Below are 21,696 nucleotides of genomic sequence, written 5' to 3'. Positions count from 1 at the left end.
AACCTTCTATAGTAACTATGCTAATAATGATTTGATATATGACATTTTAGCATAATCCTTATTTTTAATCACAGCCCGCGCCAATATTTAAACACAGCAATACTCAGCTCATTAAGCATGCCTTTACCATCTGCCGCTGCTATATTGTGAGCTTGACACCATTTTGTAAAAATAGTGCCATCATCAGCATACATTAGATCATACGCAAAAGCATTTTGATTAAAATTGCTGTCTTTTAAAGGAAGTAATTCACCATAAATACTTGATGATGTTGAGTTAATAACTATATCGAAACAATCATCAATATTATCAAAATCGATAATCTTAATTTTGTCATCCGCTTTAAAAAGCTCCTTAATAACTTCAGCCTTTGCTTGTGTTCTATTTGTAACACTAAGAGATAGTGGTGATTCTTTAAGGACTGCCGCGACAACTGCTTTTGCTGCACCGCCAGCACCAACCACAAGTACTTTTTTGCCAGTGAAATCAATTTTATAGTTATTTTTAATATCATTAACTATACCAAGACCATCATAATTCAAAGCAATCATTTTACGCTCAACTGTAAATATAACATTACTCGCTGCCTTGACAGCTCTAGCAGTAGTATCAGCATCATCCGCCAAAGCAAAAACTCTCTCTTTATGTGGTACAGTGACGCTTAAGCCCTTAATCTGCGGATTATCTCTAAATTCTTGGATTTTTGCTTCTAAGTCTTGTGGTGCAACTTCAACAGCAGTAAAGAGCATATCTTGATTATACTGTTGCGCTAGCTTCATCTGAATAGTTGGCGATAAACTATGCTTAACTGGAAAACCAATGACATGATATAGATCTCTCATATACAAAAACTCTTAAAAATTTATTTCATGATTATAGCATAGTAACAATCTTTGACTTGAATACAAAAGAGAAAATAAATATTATAGAACTACGTAATTTAATAATCTAACTAAGAAAATGAAAAAAATATCTATTTTACTTATTTGTGGCCTTTGCTTCGCGGGCGGCTTTAGTGATGAAATAACTACTAATAACTTATCAACTCAAAGCAACAGTGGCTCTACTATGGCAACTGCAGAAACTAAAATAGTCAAACCTAGTTATCATAATACGCCAATGGCGATGAATGCAACACCAACTCCTTTAGCTAAAGATATAAGAGAAGGCAATATTCCAGTCATAGATCAGCCAAAGCAACAACAGCAGCTAGTTGGCTCAGACTCATCAACATGGACACCTGCGTACCTAAAAGTCAAAAAGTTTAAAAAATGCTTAAGTACCGAAAACTATAGAGGATGGCAAGGTTATTGTTTCCCTGCTGAGCAGCCTAAAGAATGCCCTAATGAATCATGGGATGAGCTAAGTAAAATGAACCTAATACCATGCTCAAACCCAGGTAAATAGTATTTGACTAATTTGGGTTTTTTCTATAGAATACCGAAACTATTTCTGTAATGTATTAAATAAAGATTAGAATTTTAAAGAGGAAAATAAAATGAAAAGAACATTCCAACCATCAAACCTAAAAAGAAAGAGAACTCATGGTTTCCGTGCTCGTATGAAGACTTTAAGTGGTAGAAAAGTTATCAGAAACAGAAGAGCTAAGGGTAGAGCAAAGCTTGCCGCATAATTTTTGCCTAACAAAGCAAAATATCCTTGATAAAAGTGAGATCCAACAAGCTTTTGATAGCGTAGAGAACAAATTAAGCACACTACACTTTACATTTCTTTTAGGCGCAAGAAGCATAAAAGAAGCTGGTTTGTGTGTGATCTTGACAAAAAAGAACATAAAAAAAGCTACCAAAAGAAATCTTTGTAGAAGAATAATTAAAGAATCGTTTCGCTTACACAAGGATCTCTTAGATCACAAAAGCTTGATAGTGCTAAGTAAAAAAACAGCAGCTCAAGCTACTAAGGAAGAGCTGTGGCAATCTATAACAAGATTCGAATATTTTTTAAAAGAATTACACTAGTTGCTTTTGTGACACTAATCAACCTCTATCGCTACTGTATCAGCCCTTTTATACCTGCAAGATGTAGATATTATCCAACTTGTTCAGAATATGCTCTAGAAGCTCTGAAATCTCATGGTATACTAAAGGGATTATATTTAACTACATGTAGGCTCTTAAGGTGTCATCCACTCTCAAAAAGAGACTACTACGACCCGGTTCCTTATAAAAATAAAAAAGGTTTAAATAAACAATGAAAGCTAATCATATAAGAATATTACTGTTAGTCACAATAGCAATAATGTTTATCTCATTGATGGGAAAATGGGAGCAAACGTTCCCTTCTGATAATACTAAACAGCAAACATCAGAAATACAAAACAATAGTCATTATGACAATGCAGATACAACCACAAATACTAGTGTAACTGCAGCTGATGCAAGAAACTCTCTAGCTAAAGAGACTAATTTTTCTAAGTATGATAATGCTAAAACTATCACGATTAATACTGGTGTTTTCAAGGATGTAAAAGTTAGTCTACTAGATGGTGCAATCTTATCAGCATCATTAAAGGACTATAGTGTCAGTCTTGATGATAAAACCCCGATGAATCTACTTACAGATAAACCAGGTTCTGAATACATTGCTAAGAGCACAATAGTTGTAAATAAGCAGCCTATCAGCATCAACTTTGAAGACCAAGGGATCAAATCAGAAAATGGCAAACAGATTCTAACTTTAATTGGTAAAGCTGATGGCTTACAAATAACTAGAACTTATACCTTTGATGATACTAAGTACAATATAACAGTATCTCAAAGCATCACAAATACAACCTCAGCACCACTTAATGTGATCGTTGATGACTCACTTGCTAGAGATTTTGATCCTGCTGGTGATAGCTTTAGTTTACTAAATGCCCATAGCTATACTTTTACAGGTGTGGCATACTCCACCGCTAAAGATAGCTTTAGAAAAGAATCTTTCAAAGACATCTCAAAAACTAATGGTCAGCCAACTGTTATAAATAGTGAAGGCCAAGGTTGGGTTGCATTTTTACAGCATTACTTTGTGAGTGCTTGGATACCACAATCTACTAATGCAAAAATTTATTATAAGAACCTAAATGGCGATATATTTGAAGCAGGTGCATTTACAGGTGCTACAATAGCACCAAACCAGTCAGAAACTATCTCTTCTATTTTATATACTGGTCCAATAATCAAAGATAACTTAGTAGACCTAGCACCAAATCTAGAAAAAACTCTCGACTACGGAATGTTGTCTTTCTTCTCAGAAATTATTTTCTGGATTATGAATCATATACATTCACTAGTTGGTAACTGGGGCTTAGCAATTATTTTAGTAACTTGTTTAATTAAGCTTATTTTCTACCCTCTTTCTGCTAAGAGCTATCGCTCTATGGCAAAAATGAGAATGCTGCAGCCTAGAATTAAGCGTTTACAAGAATCATACAAAGATGATCGTCAAGCTCTAGGTAAGAAAATGATGGAGCTGTATAAAGAAGAGAAAGTAAACCCACTTAGCGGCTGTTTACCAATGCTTGTACAAATTCCTATTTTTATTTCATTGTATTGGGTATTACTTGAGTCTGTAGAACTAAGACAGGCGCCATTTATCTTCTGGATTCACGATCTATCGATGAAAGACCCTTATTTTGTACTTCCAGTACTGATGGGATTATCGATGTTTTTACAACAGAAGCTATCACCAGCACCTGCCGATCCTATGCAAGCAAAAGTAATGATGTTCTTACCAATAATATTTACATTCTTATTTGCATCATTCCCATCTGGTCTAGTGCTATACTGGCTGACAAATAACCTAATTAGTATTTCACAGCAGTGGATTATTACAAGACGCTATCAAGCTACTCATAAAAAATAAATATACATGAATAAATCTCTACTTAAACCAAAATACTGGGGCGTATGGATTATAATTTGGATCGCCAAGTTTACAGTAAATATACTTCCATACAAAGTACTAATGCATCTTGCTGTTGGTATTAGCTACTTAGCAAAGCCACTACTCAAAAAACGCCAACAAATAGCCATTACTAATCTTAAGATCGCATTCCCTGAAAAATCAGATCAAGAAATAAAAAAACTAGCCAACGCGAGTTATAAATCAGCAAGTATGGCTGGTTTTGAAAGTCTAATTGCATGGTTTATGACCAAAAAAAATTTTAGCAAAATCCCTTTTGATAACGATCTAAGATCATTTGATGAGATCCATTATGATAAGGATAAAACGCTTCTAGTACTAGGCTTTCACTTTCATTGCCTTGAGATAGCTGGTCGCTATATTGGTGAGAACTATAGTCCTTTTACCGTGATGTACCAGTACCATAAAAACCCTCTGATGGAATACATCATTACATCGTCACGCAAAAAGTATGTTAGTGAATGTTTTCAACGAAAAAATATCATTGCAGTTATCAAAAGTCTAAAAAGAAAAGTTACATTATGGTATGCTCCTGACCAAGATTTCAAAGAACACATAGTTTTTTCACCGTTTTTTGGCAAGCTTTGTACCACTCTAACCGTAACACCATGGCTAGCAAAAAAAACAAATGCCACTGTTATTCCAGCTTACTATATCAGAAAACCAGATCTTTCTGGATACAGAATTATAACAGGAGAGCCTATAACATTTAGTGGCGATGAAGACAAAGATGCTTTATTAACAAATAAAACTCTTGAGGAAATAATTAGAAAGTATCCAGAACAATATCTATGGCAACATCGTCGCTATAAAACAAGGCCACCAGGTGAAGAAAAAATTTATTAGTGTTTATGATTGCTAAAGTATATGTTAGAATGTCACTAGCGTTTTAATGTTAAGAAGCAAATGAATAATAACAAGTTTAGTCCTAAAAATTGGGGGATTTGGATTGTCGTTGGTATAATGAACTGCGGCTCGAAGCTACCTTTGTTTACTCATAAATATATAGTATTGACTATTGGGTTTGTTATTAAACCTTTTTTAAAAGGCCGCAATAATATTGCTCGCGAAAACCTTAAGATAGCGTTTCCTGAGAAATCTAACAAAGAAATAAAGAAACTAGTTAAAAAAAGTTATTATTCAATGGTATTATCCGGAGCTGAGACAACAGCGGCATGGTTTCTTTCTAAAAAAAGATTTAATAAGATAGAGTTTGAATGGGAACCAGGCTCTAGGGAAAGATTTGAAAAGTATCATAATGATCCTGAAAAAAAGCTCATCATCTTAGGCTTTCACTTTCATTGTATCGAAATAATCGGTAGATACATGGGACAAGAGTTTCCACCTTTTACAGTGATGTATCAAAAAAATGGTAATGACCTTATAGAAAACTTGATTAAAGAATATCGTGAAAGAAGTCTGTATAAATGTCTAGATAGTAAAAACTTTGTTTCTGTAATTAGAAGCCTAAAAAAAGGCTATACAATGTGGTATGCTCCTGATCAAGATTTTGGTTTAGAAAGCACTGGATTAGAAAACTCAGTATTTGCTCCTTTCTTTGGTAAACTGTGCTCAACTTTGACTGTGACTCCTTGGCTTGCACAAAAGACAGGAGCTATTGTAATTCCTGCATACTATGTTAGAGAAAAATGTCTAAAAAAATATAGAATAGTTACTGGAGAACCTTTCAAGTTTACAGGCGATGCCTATAAAGACGCTGAAATGACAAATAAATTCCTAGAGGATGCGGTAAGAAAATATCCTGAACAATACCTATGGCAACATCGTCGCTACAGAACTAGACCAAACGGCGAGCCTCAAATATACTAAGGCTTTTACAGATGCTAAATAAAAAAGGCTTTTCTTTAGTTGAGTTAATGGTGGTAATAGCAATTATTGCTATTCTTGCATCTATAGGCATACCTATGTATAACAACTATCTACTAAGAAATCATCGTAGTGAAGCGACATCAGAATTAATGTCTGCTGCAAGTGCTGCTGATAACTATGAAATTCGTTATGGTTCTTTTCCTTCTGGAAAGAACATAGATAGTTTTTATCATACAAATACACACAATAAATATTATAGCCTTGCGTATTGTTCTGGAGAACAACAATGCCCTAATGTAAGCTATGTAATAACAGCTACAGCACAAGGGACGCAAACAGCTGATACACCATGCACAAATATAGAGATTGAGGTTAATGGTGGTATAGTTAATAAAACCCCTACTGAATGTTGGAATTAATTTATTTTATTATAAAAACACGTTGAGGATTATTAAAAATGGCTAGTTATAATACTAACGAATTTAAAGGCGGCTTAAAAATTCTAATTGACGGTAACCCAATGGTTATAGTGGAAAATGAGTTTGTTAAGCCTGGTAAGGGTCAAGCATTTAACAGAGTTAAGCTTAAGAACTTACTTAATGACAGAGTAGTTGAAAAAACATTTAAATCTGGAGAATCTGTTGAAGCTGCTGATGTTGAGGAGCTAACAACTGTATATTCATACTTTGATGGCGATAGCTATGTATTTATGCATCCTGAAACATTTGAGCAATACATGGTTTCTGAAGAAGCTCTTGGTGAGACAAAAAAATGGCTTAAAGATCAGGATGAATACCAAGTAATTCTTTTTAATGGTCAGCCTATTTCAATTATACCGCCAAATTTTGTAAACCTTGAGATTGTTGAAACTGATCCTGGTTTAAAAGGTGATACTGCTGGAACAGGAGGTAAGCCTGCAACACTATCCACTGGTGCTGTTGTTAGAGTTCCTCTTTTTGTACAAACTGGTGAGATTATAAAAGTTGATACAAGAACATCAACTTATGTATCTAGAGTCAAGGACTAAGCATGCAATCAGCAGATAATCTAATCTGGATTGATCTTGAAATGACAGGTCTTGATGTTGATAACTGTAGAATTATTGAAATAGCCGCAATTATTACCGATAAAGACCTAAATATAATCGCTGAAGCTGAGCCAATTGCAATCTATCAGCCTGATGAAGTTTTAGCTGCAATGAATGAATGGTGTATAAAAACTCATGGTGAGACAGGCCTTACACAACGAGTTAAAGATAGTAAAATCTCTATAGAAGCTGCTGAGCAACAGGTTTTAGAATTTATTAAAAAGTATGTGCCATACCAAAGCTCACCTTTATGCGGTAATTCAATCTGGCAAGATAGAAGGTTTCTAGCAAAATATATGCCAAAGATAGATCAATACTGTCACTATAGAATGCTAGATGTCACTAGCCTAAAATTACTTAATCAATATTGGGGTGATGGCGAAGCTTTTGAAAAGAAAAATACTCACAAAGCCTTAGATGATATTCGTGAATCAATTGCTGAGTTAAAATTTTATCGACAAAAACTTCTATCAAAGAATCATTCAAATGAAAAAAATACTATTTTTAATGACTTGTAGCTTATTAGTAGCTAGTTGTGCTATGCATCCTCTTGGCATCTCTGATCAGACATGGCAAAAAATGACTCCGCAGCAACAAGCTGATGCATATCAAAAACAAGCAGATATCGATGCTAACCAAAGAGCTCAAGAATTAGCTTATAAGCAAAAACAAGCTCAACAAATAGCCGATATCAAAGCTAACCCAAGATATGGTGAGTATATTCAGTGTGTGATTAATAATGGTAAATATCAAGCTTTTATCAATGACTGGAATAATGACATTCAAGCATTTAGTTTTGATGCGATAAAAGATAAGACTACAACTACTACTTTAACTTATTATCGCAATAATGATAAGTTCTTTAGCAACACTCAAAAGCTCTATATTTCATTTACAGCGACTCAAATCAAAATATGCAAAGCTGAGAATGCTTTTTCAGATGACTGCTCAATAATAACTGCAACTTTACCACAATATCAAAAAGGTATTAAGGTAAAGATATCTACAGGAATAATAAAAGCTTATGCTCAATGTGACATGATTTATAATGATAATCATAGTCATAACACTGAGCATTCAAATATAACAATAAATATTTGATAATAATTATCATTATTATATCTACCAATTAATAATCATTTTGATATAATAATTTCACTTTCTTTAGAGAATCTATACTATAATCCCCGAGAATTGATTATGAAATATGCTTTAGTTGGCAATCCAAACTGCGGTAAGACAACAATTTTTAATGCTTTGACAGGACTTAACCAAAAAGTTGGTAATTGGTCTGGCGTAACAGTTGATAAAAAAACAGGCTTTTTAAATTCAAAAAATAAAAAAATCGAAGTTGTGGATATCCCGGGAATTTATTCATTATCAGTATCAGATGCAAACTCTATTGATGAACAAATAGCTTACTCTTTCATAGTTAAAGAAAAACCAAATGCTATTATCAATGTCGTTGATGCCTCTAATTTAAATAGAAGTCTTTATCTAACTATGCAACTTATTGAGCTTGGGCTACCGGTTATATTAGCGGTTAATATGATCGATGTTGCCAATAAAAAAGGGCTGATTATCCACTATGATAAATTAGAGAAAGCGCTAGGTTGTAAGATCTTGCCAGTTGTTGCAGCGAAAAATATTGGTATCAAAGAGTTAAAAGAAACCCTAGCAGATCAGCAAAAAGTTTCTAGTTTTGACCTAAAAAGTTACTACCCAGAGTTAGTTGCTGAGTTAGCGCAACAAATAACTACGCTAAGAAATGATAATATTGGTAGTCTATGGCTTACTACTGAACTACTTGATGGTAGAGAGCTACAACTATCACAGGAGATCACAGCCAGTCAGTTAGATCAGCTAAAGATTTCCTTCCAAGCAAAACCTCAAATAGATATTGCTAAAGTTAGATATAATGCTGTCGCTGAAATTGTAGCTGATGTAACTGAAAATAAAAAAGTTTCGCGCTTTAACTTTACCAAAGCTCTCGATACACTTTGCATGAATAAGTATTTAGGGGTGCCAATATTTTTATTGATGATGTATCTGATGTTTTTATTTTCAATTACATTAGGTGGGGCAATACAGCCAATGTTTGATGATTTATCTCATGCTATATTTGTTGATGGCCTGGCATATTACTCAAATATGCTTGGGTTACCGACACCTGTCACAGGTATTCTTGCAAATGGTTTGGGTACAGGGATCAATACCGTACTAGGATTTATTCCTCAGATTGGTTTTTTATTTATATTTTTATCAACACTAGAAGACTCTGGCTATATGTCTCGAGCTGCTTTTGTTATGGATAGATTTATGCAATCAATAGGTTTATCTGGTAAAGCCTTTGTACCGCTAATTGTTGGCTTTGGGTGTAATGTCGCTTCGATTATGGCAGCTAGAACTTTAGAAACACGCAAAGATCGCTTGATGACTTTAATGATGTCACCATTTATGTCTTGTGGTGCAAGGCTTGCGATATTCTCGGTATTTGCTAGTGCATTCTTTCCTCACAATGGCGCTACTATAATATTCTTGTTATATTTAGCTGGAATAGTTGGAGCTATAATTACTGGTTATATTATTAAATTCACGTTTTTAAAAGGTGACACTGCATCGTTTATTTTGGATATTCCAAACTATCATACGCCATCATTTAAAACAGTGATGATCTATAGCTGGAATAGACTAAAGTCATTCTTAATTAGAGCTGGTAAGGTTATTGTTCCTGTAGCTATAATTGTCGGTAGCCTAAATAGCATATACATCAGTAATAAAACTACCGCACTTGAATATGTGGGTAAAAAAATCACGCCGATTTTAAATCCTATGGGCATAAATGATGATAACTGGCCAGCAACTGTAGGTCTAATTACTGGCACACTTGCTAAAGAGGTGGTGGTTGGAACATTAAATACAATTTATACTCAAGGTGAGGATAATGTCATTCCTAATGAGTTTAACCTAATAGATAGTGTTAAAGAGTCTTGGAATACTACTATTGATAATATCAAAGCTATAGATCTAGCAACTCTTATGAACCCAATAGAAGCTAGTAAGGCTGATGCTAGTATGGATAAGGGTGCGATGGGAAATATGGTAACAAAATTCGGTTCATTATCAGCTGCTTTTGCTTACCTACTCTTTGTGTTGTTATATATACCTTGTATTTCTGTTGTGGGTGCAATGGTAAGAGAATCAACGCGTGGCTGGGCTCTTCTTTCAGTACTTTGGAGCGCTTCTATTGCCTATGTATCTGCAGTTATTATCTATCAATTAATAAACTTTGTTGATCATCCTAGTAGCTCTATCATCTATATTGGTCTAGCTATGGCATACATTATTGGGGTTGTTTTCTTAATGAAATTTTTATCAACAAAAATAAATTTTGTTGCAAATCTGACAGGTTGCTCTAGTTGTAGTAGCAAATGTTCATAAGACTAATTTAACTTATAAATAAATATTTTTAAAGATATATTCTTATTTAATATTAGGTTCCATGAACAAAAAATCATCTAAGCCAAATAAAGGTGCTTGCTAATGCTATAAAGCCGAGGAAAGCAGAACAAGTCTTATCAAACCTAGAGAAAACCCTTCTAAAATGCTTAATTTTAGAGAAAAAGTTCTCTATCAAATGTCTTTCCTTATAAATATGCCAGTCAACATTATGGCCTTTGGTATAGTTTTCTCTAGCAGGAATGACTGGTTTATTTTTATTTTCCTCAAGGAATTTTATATTTTCTTCAGAGAAATATGCCTTATCAGCAAGAATATAAGCATTTGTTATTCCTTCTAAGAGTTGTTGTGAGGGTACAATATCATGGACATTACCAGCAGTTATTATAAATCTAACGGGATTTCCTAAAGCATCTGTAAGAGTATGAATCTTTGTTGTTAAGCCACCCACACTTCTACCCAAAGCATTGATTTCATTACCATTTATCTCATAACCACTAGCACACGCATGTGCTTTAACAGATAGTGAATCTATCATGAACTGTTGTGAATCAATGTCTGAAACATAAGTCATTAGATTATTCCAAATACCTTTGTCAGCCCAGTATTTATAACGCTTATGGATGGCTCTACTATTACCATAATCCTTGTGAAGATATTTCCACTGAGCTCCTGTTTTTAGGATAAAAAATACTGCTTCTATGAATCTTCTAAGCTTAACTACATCTTTTGTATGCAATCCTTTTTGAGCTGTTAGAAAAGTTAAAATAGTTGACCAATTTGTTTCTGATATGTAATATTCCATATATGTTAAGTATGTTTTTTTGTTTCACAAAACTATTTAAATATACTTAACTGCTTTATTCAATTTTTTTGTTCATGGAACCTATTATCATTATTAATGTTGATGCTAATGTTGCTAGGTATTTATACTCTTAGTGTTTTTAATATTTTCACTTAGAAAGTTATAGACAGTGACAAAGGAAAAATAAAAATGAATAAATTAAAGAAGGATAAAAATCTAAAAAATTATGGGCAGAGCCATTTTTTTCTTGTTTTACAGCTATATTATAAGATAAATTAAATTATACAGAGATATTTAGGAAAGCGATTATGTCAGATAAATTAAAAGATAACAAAATAGAAAAGCTAGAACAAGAAGTAAAAATTTTAAAACAAATTATAGATAGTATTGATGCTAATATTTATTGGAAAGACAATAATGGTACTATTTTAGGTATTAATAAAGCTAATATTAAAGTACTAGGGCTAAAAACTAAATCTGATGCTATTGGTAAAAAAGATACTGAATTAAACACGGGTGAAGTTCATCGCGAAGAAATTTTTAAGAATGACCTAAAAGTACTAGAAAGTAAAGAGTCACACACTTTTGATGAAATGTACAAAATTGGAGATAAAAATATATATTTTTTATCGAGAAAAAGTTGCTTGACAGACGAAAATGGTAATGTAATTGGACTTGTAGGTGTATCCATGAATATCTCTGAACAAAAAAAATTACAGCATGAGCTAGAAAAGAAAAATAAAGAAATCAAACGCCTTTCGGATAATCAAAAATCTTCATTTCAACAAATTATAGATAGTATTGATGCTAATATTTATTGGAAAGACTTAGAAGGTAGATTTTTAGGAATGAATAAAAAAAACCTTTCACTTTTAGGACCAGGCCTAACTAATGAAGATATTATTGGTAAATTTAGTTCTGATTTTGAGACTAGTAAAAATTTTAATGAAGAGATTTACAAAAATGATTTATACGTTATAAAAAATAATAAAACTATAGTTTTTGAAGAAGAATATATTTCTGAAAACGGTGAAAAAGATACATATCTTGCAACTAAAAGTTGCCTTAAAAATGATGATGGTGAAGTGATTGGTTTGGTGGGGATATCAGTTGATATTACTAAACAAAAAAAATTACAGCATGAATTAGAAAAGAAAAATAATGAACTCAAAGAAAAAGACAAAAAAAGATCTGAGGCAGCAGAAGCTATATTTGATGTTTTAAGCAAGATTTAGAATTTCTTAAATTATTAGGGCTAGCCTAAATGTTATATTTTTTCGATTTAATTGCTTTTTTATTTAGTTTTGCATTAGTGCTAAATGCTCTGGCGTTTATTCCACAAGCTATAAATATTTATAAAACGAAATCATCCAAGTCTATTTCATTAATAACTTTTTCAGTTTTTATATTTATTCAATCAGTAAGCATATTATATGGAATAATTAAAAATGATTGGATTTTAGCTATCGGTTATCTACTTGCTCTTATAACTTGCTCTTCAGTATTAATATTAGCATTAAAGTATAGGAATAAATAAATGATTAACAATAATTTCTAACTTTACAAATATTGATCGAAGTAATACATTGAGCATTACAAAAACATTACTTTAATATTTATTTAAAGTTATTTTTGTAATACAATTTCATAATTTAATATTACTGGGCATTAAAAATGTATTCTAATATTACTGACCTTATCCAAACAGTAAATCAAACACAACGAGCTTTTCCTCAGAATAAAACCATCCATCAACTTTTTGAAGAGCAAGTAGCTAAAACACCAGATAATATAGCTGTAGTTTTTGAGGATAAACAATTAACTTATAAAGAGTTAAATCAAAGAAGTAACCAGCTTGCTAGATATATCAAAGATAAATATAAATCTATAACGAATCAAGAGCTACAACCAGATAGCTTAATAGCTTTGTACTTAGATAGAAGCTTAGAGATGATTATATCAATATTAGCAGTGCTTAAATCAGGAGCTGCATATGTGCCTATATCACCTGACTTTCCTAGTGATAGAACAAAATATATTTTAGAAGATACTAATTCAACTATTTTAATATCTCAAGCGCATTTAATTAATAAGCTTAAAGAAGTAGCTCAAGATGTAGAGATTATTGCTACAGATTCACAACAGTTTCAAAACTACGCTAAAGATAATTTAAACACTAATGTACAACCTAATAATCTAGCTTATGTAATTTATACTTCTGGAACTACTGGTAAACCTAAAGGGGTAGCCTTAGAACATCAAGGTATTATCAATAGAATTGTATGGATGCAATCTATATATCCGTTAACTAATAAAGATAGAATATTACAAAAGACACCTTATAACTTTGATGTCTCTGTCTGGGAGCTACTATGGGCTAATTGGTATGGTGCAGCAATAGTTATCGCTAAACCTGATGGTCATAAAGATTGTGATTATTTATATCAGTTAATAAATAAAGAAAAAATAACTGTAATGCACTTTGTTCCATCTATGCTTGATGTATTCTTAAATTATTTATCTACAAAAGAATCTTCACAATCTAATTTACAAATAGTTTTCTGTAGTGGCGAAGCACTTAAAAATAATAGTTGTGATACTTTTTATAAGTTGAATCCTAATATTTCTTTATATAATTTATATGGACCAACTGAAGCTTCTATTGATGTAAGCTACTCATTATGTAAATTAGGTAAGAAGGTAACTATAGGAAAACCCCTATTCAATACAAAACTTTATATTTTAGATAAATATTTAAAGCCAGTACCAATTGGAATTGAAGGTGAATTATACATAGGTGGTGTTGGTTTAGCTAGAGGCTATTTAAATTTACCACAATTAACTAAAGAAAGATTTATAGATAATCCTTTTGCCACACCAGATGATATTGCTAAAGGTTATACCCGTTTATATAAAACTGGTGATATCTGTAAATGGTTAGCTAGTGGAGAAATTGAATATATAGGTAGAAATGATTTCCAAGTTAAATTAAGAGGCTTTAGGATTGAGCTTGGAGAAATTGAAAATGTAATATCAGCAATTGATAATATTAAACAATGTTGTGCCTTAGTTAAGGATGAAACATTAGTAGCTTATTATGTAGCTAGTACAGAAATAGATGAATCTGTAATTAAAAATCATTTAGCTAAAAAGCTACCTGAATATATGATCCCTAGTTTTTATATGAGATTAGAATCATTCCCTCTAACTATTAATGGTAAGTTAGATAGAAAAGCTTTGCCTGATTTCAACATTTCTAATATTAAGCAAAAATATCTAGCCCCTACTACTGAATTACAACAGCAAATGTGTCAAATATGGCAAGAGGTTCTAAAGATAGATAAAGTAGGTATCACTGATAATTTCTTTAATATTGGCGGTAATTCTATTTTAGCAATTACTACTATCATGAGAATTAATAAAATAACTAATAAATCCTACCAAGTAATAGATTTATTTAAATCACAAACTATTCAACAATTATCTAATTTAGAAGTTAATTCAAATGATATTTCTAACGAAAGTTTAAATTTAACATCGAAAAAATTACATCATTTTGAAAAAGTTATATTTAATCATCAATTATCATCAGGTGATAACTTAATATATAATGAGAGTTTCCTTATTGATTACAAAAAATATATCGATTTAAATAATTTAAAATCAGGAGTTAAATATCTACTAGATAAATATACGTTATTACATAGTAACTATATTTATAATAATGATGGTTGCCTTAAACGAATACTAAATTATGATAATTCCTGCATTTGTGAACAAAAAATAGTAAAAACACAAACTGAATTACATCAAGTTCTCAATGAGATCGAGAGAATTAGTTTTGATTTATATAATGATAAACTAATTAGATTTTATCTAATTGATGTTTTAGATATTAAAAAACAATATTTATTTATTTCTTGTCACCATCTGATACTTGATGCTACATCATTAATCAATATTATTTTACCTGATTTATATTCATATTTATTTTTAAATGAAAAAGATAATAGAAAATCAGGTATAAATGATTTTAATGAGGCATCTTACTATATTAATAAGCATTACAAAAATAATTTTGAAGAAAAGCTTAGCTTCTGGAAAAATAAATTAGAAAGCTTGTCTCCTTTAGATTTGCCAAAAAATAATCAAGAGTTTACTAATAAAGGAAAACAGATTTCATTTAATTGTGATAAAAAGACAAGAACACAATTACTACAAGTGTCTAAAAATCTTAATATTAGTGAATTCTCTATATTGTATACTCTATTTACATTAGTTTTACATAAAATATCAAATCAAAATAAGTTTGCAATTATTACAAATATAGATGAACGTTTATATACTCCTAAACATAAAGATACTATAGGCTGTTTAATAAACAATATGTTTTTAGTATCAGATTTTGCTAATAATAATGATTTGAGTTATTTTATATATCAGGCTGGCAGAGAAATAATATCTAATATTAATAATGCTATTGCTTATGAAAGCTTATTAGATAATTTAGATAGAGACCATATTAGACTATTATCAGATATTCAATTTAATTTTGAAACAGAGGAAACTCATAGTCTTCCATATAACCAAACCCAAATATATTCTCATTCAGGTTATGTTAAGCAGGGATTATATTTTGAGGTAGACTTAAAAAATGATGAGATATTATGTAGAGTTGAATTTAATAATCAGTATGAAAAAGATTTTATATGCACGCTTATTAATGGATATAAAACTTTATTATCTAAATTAGATATTATCTTAAATAAAAAGATTTCAGAAATAAGCATAATAGATGATGATCAATATAAACAAATATTAGCTATTTCAAAGGGTGAATATCGAGGATATCCTCAGACAACAATCCATCAACTTTTTGAAGAGCAAGTAGCTAAAACTCCAGATAATATAGCTTTAGTCTTTGAAGATAAACAACTAACTTATAAAGAATTAAACCAAAGAAGTAACCAACTTGCTAGATATATCAAAGATAAATATAGATCTATAACTAATCAGCAACTACAACAAGATACCTTAATAGCTTTATACTTAGATAGAAGCTTAGAGATGATTATATCAATATTAGCAGTACTCAAAGCAGCAGCTGCATATGTGCCTATATCACCTGACTTTCCTAGTGATAGAACAAAATATATTTTAGAAGATACTAATGCAACTATTTTACTATCTCAAACACATTTAATTAATAAGCTTAAAGAAGTAGCTCAAGATGTAGAGATTATTGCTACAGATTCACAACAGTTTCAAAACTATGCTAAAGATAATTTAAATACTAATGTACAACCTAATAATCTAGCTTATGTAATTTACACTTCTGGAACTACTGGCAAACCTAAAGGGGTTATGATTGAACATATTTCTGTTATAAATACAGTTTCAAATATATTTGATATATATGGTAGTAATGAAAGTAAAATTAATATCGGGTTTTACGCATCTTATATTTTTGATGTTTCAGTTTCTGAAATATTTTCAACCATTTTATATGGAAACATTTTGCATATTTATAATGAATCAACTAGGTTAGATAGTAATATACTCAGTAATTATTTAATTGATAACAGTATACATTATACTTTTTTACCACCAGTTGTTTTATCAATATTACCAATGGATAAAGTTTATCCATCACTAAAAGGTATAATTGTAGCTGGAGAACCTTGTAATCATAAAACAGCTTTATTTTGGAAAGATAAAGTTAACTTATATAATTATTATGGTCCAACAGAAACAGCTATATATGCTGCTGGTAAACAAATTAATGATACAAAAGTTAATAATATCGGCAAACCCCTATTCAATACAAAGCTTTATATCTTAGATAATAATTTACTCCCATTACCGATAGGTGTACCAGGAGAGTTGTATATAGGAGGTGCTGGTTTAGCTAGAGGCTATTTAAATTTACCACAATTAACTAAAGAAAGATTTATAGATAATCCTTTTGCTACACCAGATGATATTGCTAAAGGTTATACCCGTTTATACAAAACAGGTGATATCTGTAAATGGTTAGCTAATGGAGAAATTGAATATATAGGTAGAAATGATTTCCAAGTTAAATTAAGAGGCTTTAGGATTGAACTTGGAGAAATTGAAAATGTAATATCAGCAATTGATAATATTAAACAAAGTTGTGTTTTAGTTAAGGATGAAACACTAGTGGCTTACTATGTAGCTGATAAATCAATAGATGAATCTGTAATTAAAGATCATTTAGCTAAAAAGCTACCTGAATATATGATCCCTAGCTTTTATATGAAATTAGAATCATTCCCTTTAACTATTAATGGTAAATTAGATAGAAGAGCTTTGCCTAAAATTGAAATAATTAATAAAGATGGGTACACTCCACCTTCAACTGCGAGTGAAAAGCTCTTATGTAAGATATGGCAGCAATGTCTAAATATAGATAAAGTAGGTATCACTGATAATTTCTTTAATATTGGTGGCAGCTCTATTAAAGCTATTCAAACCACATATCAAATGTCTAAAGCTTTAGCTACAGAATTCTCAGTAGCTGACTTATTTAGATATAAAACAATACAATCATTATTGAATAATGTATCTAACAATAAATTCCAACTAATTAAATATTATTCTAATAATATATCGAATAAGCCTAAAATGATATTTATTCATCCTGCATTTGGTGGTTGTGAAATGTATCAAGATTTTATTGACAGGCTTGCTAATGATTATAACTGTATTGGTATAGACAACTATAATATTTATAATGAAGATAAAATTGATAATCTATCACAATTATCAAGCCTTTATATAAATCAACTAAATCTATCTAAAGATGAAACAGTATACATGTTTGGTTGGTCTTTAGGTGGAGTAATAGCTGTAGAAATGGCTTATCAATTAGAAAAGCAAGGATTTAAAAATATCAAGGCTATTATATTAGATTCTCATTTTTCTACCGGTCGGGTATTTGAACATCATCCTCAGTTTGATCCTAAAAAAGGTGGTAAAATTATAGATGAAGTCATAAAAAAAATAGTAGCTAATTTAGATCAAAAACATATTAATAGAGTTTTATCAGCTAAAGATACTGAATTTAAACTAGGGCAAAGTGCTCCTTCAGGGAAATTAAAACATACAGAAATATGTTTTTTTAGAGCTATGGACAATCTAGGATATAAAGTAAAAGATAATAATCTTGGTAAATATAGTAAAAACTTTGGTTTTATACCTATTACAGGCGATCATATGCAATTAATGGCCCAGATTATTAAAAATTGGCATAACTATCAAAGTTCATTTACTAATTTTGATTTTAGTTTACATTACCAACCAATACAAATAAGCAGAAATGCTATATTAAGATTAATTAAAACTTATAAGAAAACCACATTATTTGTATGTACAACTATTATTGCTAGTAGTGCTTATGTATTAGAGCTATTTGATTTTGTTATTGAACCAGTAGCATTAGCATTAGCTTAATTAAGTCTTTTTTAAATCATCAATCTCAAAATCATATAAGTTAAGTCTAGTTTTTTATAATCCTCTAACAAAAAACTTTAATCGACTCAAATAAATATGCTATGATTAGTTTTAAGTATGCCTGCGAGTATACTATTTTCAAATTAATTTATAAAAAACTTGAGAGGAGTTTTTATGTCAAAGTTTGTCTATGCCTTTAGTGAAGGCAACAAGTCTATGCGTGATTTATTAGGTGGTAAAGGTGCAAATCTTAGTGAAATGCTAAATAGTGGTCTACCTGTACCAGATGGGTTTACCGTAACTACAGAGGCATGTCTTAAATACTATGATGACCGCCAAAAATTAAGTAGTGAAGTCAAAGAGCAAATATTTGCACATATCAACGATTTAGAAAAAAGAACTGGTAAAACTTTTGGGGGTGGTAGCAATCCTCTACTAGTATCAGTACGCTCTGGTGCAAGAGTTTCTATGCCTGGGATGATGGATACTGTGCTTAACCTAGGGTTAAATGATGAAGTTGCTAAAGCTATGGTAGCAAAGACAAATAACGAACAATTCGTTTATGATAGCTATAGAAGATTCATAATGATGTTTGCTGATGTTGTTATGGATTGTGAAAAGAAACCTTTTGATAGAATTTTAGAAGATAAAAAAGCAAAACGAAAGGTAAAAAATGACTGTGATCTGCCTGCTCAAGACTATAAAGATATCGTTGCAGAATATAAGAGAATTTACAAAGTTTTAGTTGGTAAAGATTTTCCTACTGATCCTGTTGAGCAACTTTTAGCTGCTGTAGAAGCTGTTTTTAAATCATGGAATGCTGAAAGAGCAATCATCTATAGAGAAATCAACAATATCTCAAATAACTGGGGTACAGCTGTTAATGTCCAAGAAATGGTATATGGTAACTCTGGTAATAATTCCGGAACAGGGGTAGCCTTTACAAGAAACCCATCTACTGGTGAAAAAGAGCTTTTTGGTGAATACCTAATTAATGCTCAAGGGGAAGATGTCGTAGCTGGTGTCAGAACTCCAGCACATATCTCAACTTTGAAAGATAAAATGCCAGAAGTGTTTAATGATTTTGTAAAAATTGCTAAAAACCTAGAAAGAGTTTACAAAGACATGCAAGACATGGAGTTTACTATCGAAGATGGTAAGCTTTTCATGCTCCAAACTAGAAACGGTAAAAGAACTGCAAAAGCAGCTTTAAAAATAGCCGTAGATATGGCTAAAGAAGGTCTAATCACAAACCAAGAAGCTGTGATGATGGTTGAGCCTCATTTATTAGAACAATTATTACATCCTAAATTTGATGAGAAGGCCCTAGCATCTAAGCGTCCTCTTGGCTCAGCTCTTGGTGCTTCTCCAGGTGCTGCTAGCGGTAGGATCTATTTTGATGTTGAATCGCTACTTGCTGCAAAAGCACGTGGTGAAGAGAAAACTATTTTAGTTAGAATCGAAACATCTCCTGAAGATATCGCAGGTATGAATGCTTGTAATGGTATCTTAACCCTACGTGGTGGTATGACATCTCATGCTGCTGTTGTTGCGCGTGGTATGGGTAAATGTTGCGTATCTGGTTTAGAATCAGCAAGAATTGATGAAGAAAAGAAAACTATAACATTCGAGAGAGGTCAGATATTTACAGAAGGTGATTACTTATCTCTTGACGGAACCAAAGGTACTGTATACAGAGGCATTATTAAGACTGTTGATCCTGAAGTTACTCAAGACTTTGAAGAATTTATGAAATTTGTCGATAGCGTACGTAAACTTCGTGTCAGATGTAATGCCGATACTTATAAAGATGCTTCTATTGCAAGAGCATTTGGAGCTGAAGGTATTGGTTTATGCCGTACAGAACATATGTTCTTTGAAGAAGATCGTATTTCTTACGTCAGACAAATGATCTTAGCTAAAGATAAAAAAGAAAGACAAAGAGCTTTAGATAAGCTTCTTCCTGTACAGCAACAAGACTTTGAAGAGCTTTTTGAGGCTATGGATAATTTAGCTGTAACAATTAGATTTATCGATCCGCCTTTACATGAGTTCCTACCTCATGAAACTGTTGAAATTGATGATCTTGCGCGTGAGTTTAATATTAGCTATAGTGAACTAGAAGCGCGTATTGAAGCACTTAGCGAAGTAAACCCTATGATGGGTCATCGCGGCTGTAGATTAGCAGTAACATATCCAGAAATTATTGAGATGCAAACTAAAGCTATTATCTACGCTGCAATATCAAGTAAACGTATGGGCATAGAAGTCAAACCAGAGCTTATGATTCCACTAGTTAGTACTCTTGGTGAGTTTAAGCTATTAAGCGGTATTGTTAGAGAAGTTGCTGACGCTATCTTAAATCGTGAAAAAATCGCTATCGACTATAAAGTTGGCGTAATGCTTGAAACACCTCGTGGTGCTATCGGTGCTGGCATGCTTGCAGAAGCTGGTAGTGAGTTTTTCTCATTTGGTACAAATGACCTAACTCAAATGACATTTGGCTTTAGTAGAGATGATGCTAATAAGTTTATTAAAGACTACCTTGAAAAAGGTATTTTAAGCTTTGACCCATTTGCAAGACTAGACCCTAAAGGAGTTGGTAAACTAATGCAAATAGCTAAAGAAGGTGTCAAAGCTGTAAACCCTAATGCTAAGATGGGTATATGTGGTGAGCATGGTGGTGAACCGTATTCTGTTGGTTTCTGTCATGATTTAGATCTTGATTATGTATCTTGTTCGCCATTTAGGGTTCCTATCGCAAGATTATCAGCAGCTCAAGCAAAGATATATGCTGATCGTAGATAAACCATTTTCTTCTCAGCAAAAGCTTTTATTCTTTAAAAAAATCATTATTTATGGCAAAACTGTGTTTACACTAAAATATTATATGGTTACAATTGACATACGATTGTTTAATTACTAAGGCAAAATGCATAAGATAGTCAACTCATGTATGTGGCATATGCGAAGACATATAGAAAGCAGTTGCTCTATAGTCAAGGCATTTAGTGGTAATAAGATATTCTTGAAGTCTATTACCCCTATATTTTCTCAAAAAATTAAATCTCAAAGTAATTACTCACTCCTCTTACTCAGCAAAAATCTCCTCTGT

At 31.7% G+C, this 21,696-nt stretch carries 18 protein-coding genes; 16 read left to right on the top strand and 2 right to left on the bottom strand.

The window, feature by feature from the left end; all coding sequences use genetic code 11:
* Nucleotides 1-68 precede the first annotated feature (68 nt).
* Entirely contained in the window at nucleotides 69-842 is a 774-nt protein-coding gene (gene aroE, locus CGC45_RS00230) for a shikimate dehydrogenase (protein ID WP_071628420.1), read from the bottom strand.
* Nucleotides 843-960: 118 nt separating this feature from the next.
* Here aroE and CGC45_RS00225 point away from each other — a divergent pair, with 118 nt between their 5' ends.
* The 12 genes from CGC45_RS00225 (at nucleotide 961) to feoB (ending at nucleotide 10,282) form a co-directional block, all read left to right on the top strand.
* Nucleotides 961-1,407, top strand: coding sequence for a hypothetical protein (locus tag CGC45_RS00225; RefSeq protein ID WP_071628419.1), 447 nt, complete (start codon nucleotides 961-963; stop codon nucleotides 1,405-1,407).
* Nucleotides 1,408-1,498: 91 nt separating this feature from the next.
* On the top strand, nucleotides 1,499-1,633 hold the full coding sequence (rpmH, locus tag CGC45_RS00220; RefSeq protein WP_003014180.1) for a 50S ribosomal protein L34: 135 nt from the start codon (nucleotides 1,499-1,501) through the stop codon (nucleotides 1,631-1,633).
* On the top strand, nucleotides 1,623-1,976 hold the full coding sequence (rnpA, locus tag CGC45_RS00215; RefSeq protein WP_071628418.1) for a ribonuclease P protein component: 354 nt from the start codon (nucleotides 1,623-1,625) through the stop codon (nucleotides 1,974-1,976). The genes rpmH and rnpA overlap by 11 nt, the downstream gene beginning before the upstream one ends.
* Nucleotides 1,952-2,212 (top strand): membrane protein insertion efficiency factor YidD, encoded by a 261-nt coding sequence (gene yidD / locus CGC45_RS00210; RefSeq protein WP_071629934.1) that lies wholly within the window; start codon nucleotides 1,952-1,954, stop codon nucleotides 2,210-2,212. The genes rnpA and yidD overlap by 25 nt, the downstream gene beginning before the upstream one ends.
* Nucleotides 2,209-3,864 (top strand): membrane protein insertase YidC, encoded by a 1,656-nt coding sequence (gene yidC / locus CGC45_RS00205; RefSeq protein WP_071628417.1) that lies wholly within the window; start codon nucleotides 2,209-2,211, stop codon nucleotides 3,862-3,864. Before yidD ends, yidC begins: the two co-directional genes overlap by 4 nt.
* A gap of 6 nt (nucleotides 3,865-3,870) precedes the next feature.
* Complete coding sequence (locus tag CGC45_RS00200; RefSeq protein WP_071628416.1) at nucleotides 3,871-4,770, top strand: LpxL/LpxP family acyltransferase; 900 nt, start codon at nucleotides 3,871-3,873, stop codon at nucleotides 4,768-4,770.
* 60 nt (nucleotides 4,771-4,830) lie between these two features.
* The gene (locus CGC45_RS00195; RefSeq protein WP_071628415.1) at nucleotides 4,831-5,754 is read left to right on the top strand and encodes a lysophospholipid acyltransferase family protein; all 924 of its coding nucleotides are present in this window, start codon (nucleotides 4,831-4,833) and stop codon (nucleotides 5,752-5,754) included.
* 11 nt (nucleotides 5,755-5,765) lie between these two features.
* Nucleotides 5,766-6,173 carry a type IV pilin protein gene (locus CGC45_RS00190; RefSeq protein WP_071628414.1) on the top strand — a complete coding sequence of 136 codons (408 nt, stop codon included), beginning with the start codon at nucleotides 5,766-5,768 and terminating at the stop codon, nucleotides 6,171-6,173.
* A 38-nt stretch (nucleotides 6,174-6,211) separates the two neighbouring features.
* Nucleotides 6,212-6,781, top strand: a complete 570-nt coding sequence (gene efp, locus CGC45_RS00185) for an elongation factor P (protein WP_071628413.1) — start codon at nucleotides 6,212-6,214, stop codon at nucleotides 6,779-6,781.
* 2 nt (nucleotides 6,782-6,783) lie between these two features.
* Nucleotides 6,784-7,359 carry an oligoribonuclease gene (orn, locus tag CGC45_RS00180; protein ID WP_071628412.1) on the top strand — a complete coding sequence of 192 codons (576 nt, stop codon included), beginning with the start codon at nucleotides 6,784-6,786 and terminating at the stop codon, nucleotides 7,357-7,359.
* Nucleotides 7,328-7,942: a hypothetical protein gene (locus CGC45_RS00175; protein WP_174683406.1), complete on the top strand. Its 615-nt coding sequence runs from the start codon at nucleotides 7,328-7,330 to the stop codon at nucleotides 7,940-7,942. Before orn ends, CGC45_RS00175 begins: the two co-directional genes overlap by 32 nt.
* A gap of 99 nt (nucleotides 7,943-8,041) precedes the next feature.
* Nucleotides 8,042-10,282 (top strand): Fe(2+) transporter permease subunit FeoB, encoded by a 2,241-nt coding sequence (gene feoB, locus CGC45_RS00170; protein ID WP_071628411.1) that lies wholly within the window; start codon nucleotides 8,042-8,044, stop codon nucleotides 10,280-10,282.
* A 73-nt stretch (nucleotides 10,283-10,355) separates the two neighbouring features.
* Here feoB and CGC45_RS00165 read toward each other — a convergent pair whose 3' ends face one another.
* Nucleotides 10,356-11,105: an IS5 family transposase gene (locus CGC45_RS00165; RefSeq protein WP_071628410.1), complete on the bottom strand. Its 750-nt coding sequence runs from the start codon at nucleotides 11,103-11,105 to the stop codon at nucleotides 10,356-10,358.
* A 308-nt stretch (nucleotides 11,106-11,413) separates the two neighbouring features.
* Here CGC45_RS00165 and CGC45_RS00160 point away from each other — a divergent pair, with 308 nt between their 5' ends.
* The 4 genes from CGC45_RS00160 to ppdK all read left to right on the top strand — a co-directional run bounded on the left by CGC45_RS00160 (nucleotide 11,414) and on the right by ppdK (nucleotide 21,389).
* The gene (locus CGC45_RS00160; protein WP_071628409.1) at nucleotides 11,414-12,340 is read left to right on the top strand and encodes a PAS domain-containing protein; all 927 of its coding nucleotides are present in this window, start codon (nucleotides 11,414-11,416) and stop codon (nucleotides 12,338-12,340) included.
* 29 nt (nucleotides 12,341-12,369) lie between these two features.
* Entirely contained in the window at nucleotides 12,370-12,642 is a 273-nt protein-coding gene (locus CGC45_RS09485) for a SemiSWEET family sugar transporter (RefSeq protein ID WP_071628408.1), read from the top strand.
* Between the two features lie 137 nt (nucleotides 12,643-12,779).
* Nucleotides 12,780-18,581, top strand: coding sequence for a non-ribosomal peptide synthetase (locus CGC45_RS00150; RefSeq protein WP_071628407.1), 5,802 nt, complete (start codon nucleotides 12,780-12,782; stop codon nucleotides 18,579-18,581).
* A 174-nt stretch (nucleotides 18,582-18,755) separates the two neighbouring features.
* Complete coding sequence (ppdK, locus tag CGC45_RS00145) at nucleotides 18,756-21,389, top strand: pyruvate, phosphate dikinase (protein ID WP_071628406.1); 2,634 nt, start codon at nucleotides 18,756-18,758, stop codon at nucleotides 21,387-21,389.
* Nucleotides 21,390-21,696: the final 307 nt, after the last annotated feature.

Source organism: Francisella opportunistica (assembly GCF_003347135.1).
In the GTDB taxonomy this organism is placed as follows: Bacteria; Pseudomonadota; Gammaproteobacteria; order Francisellales; family Francisellaceae; genus Francisella; species Francisella opportunistica.
The sequence above is the reverse complement of the archived record's forward strand: the minus strand, read 5'-3'. Positions and strand labels throughout refer to the sequence as shown.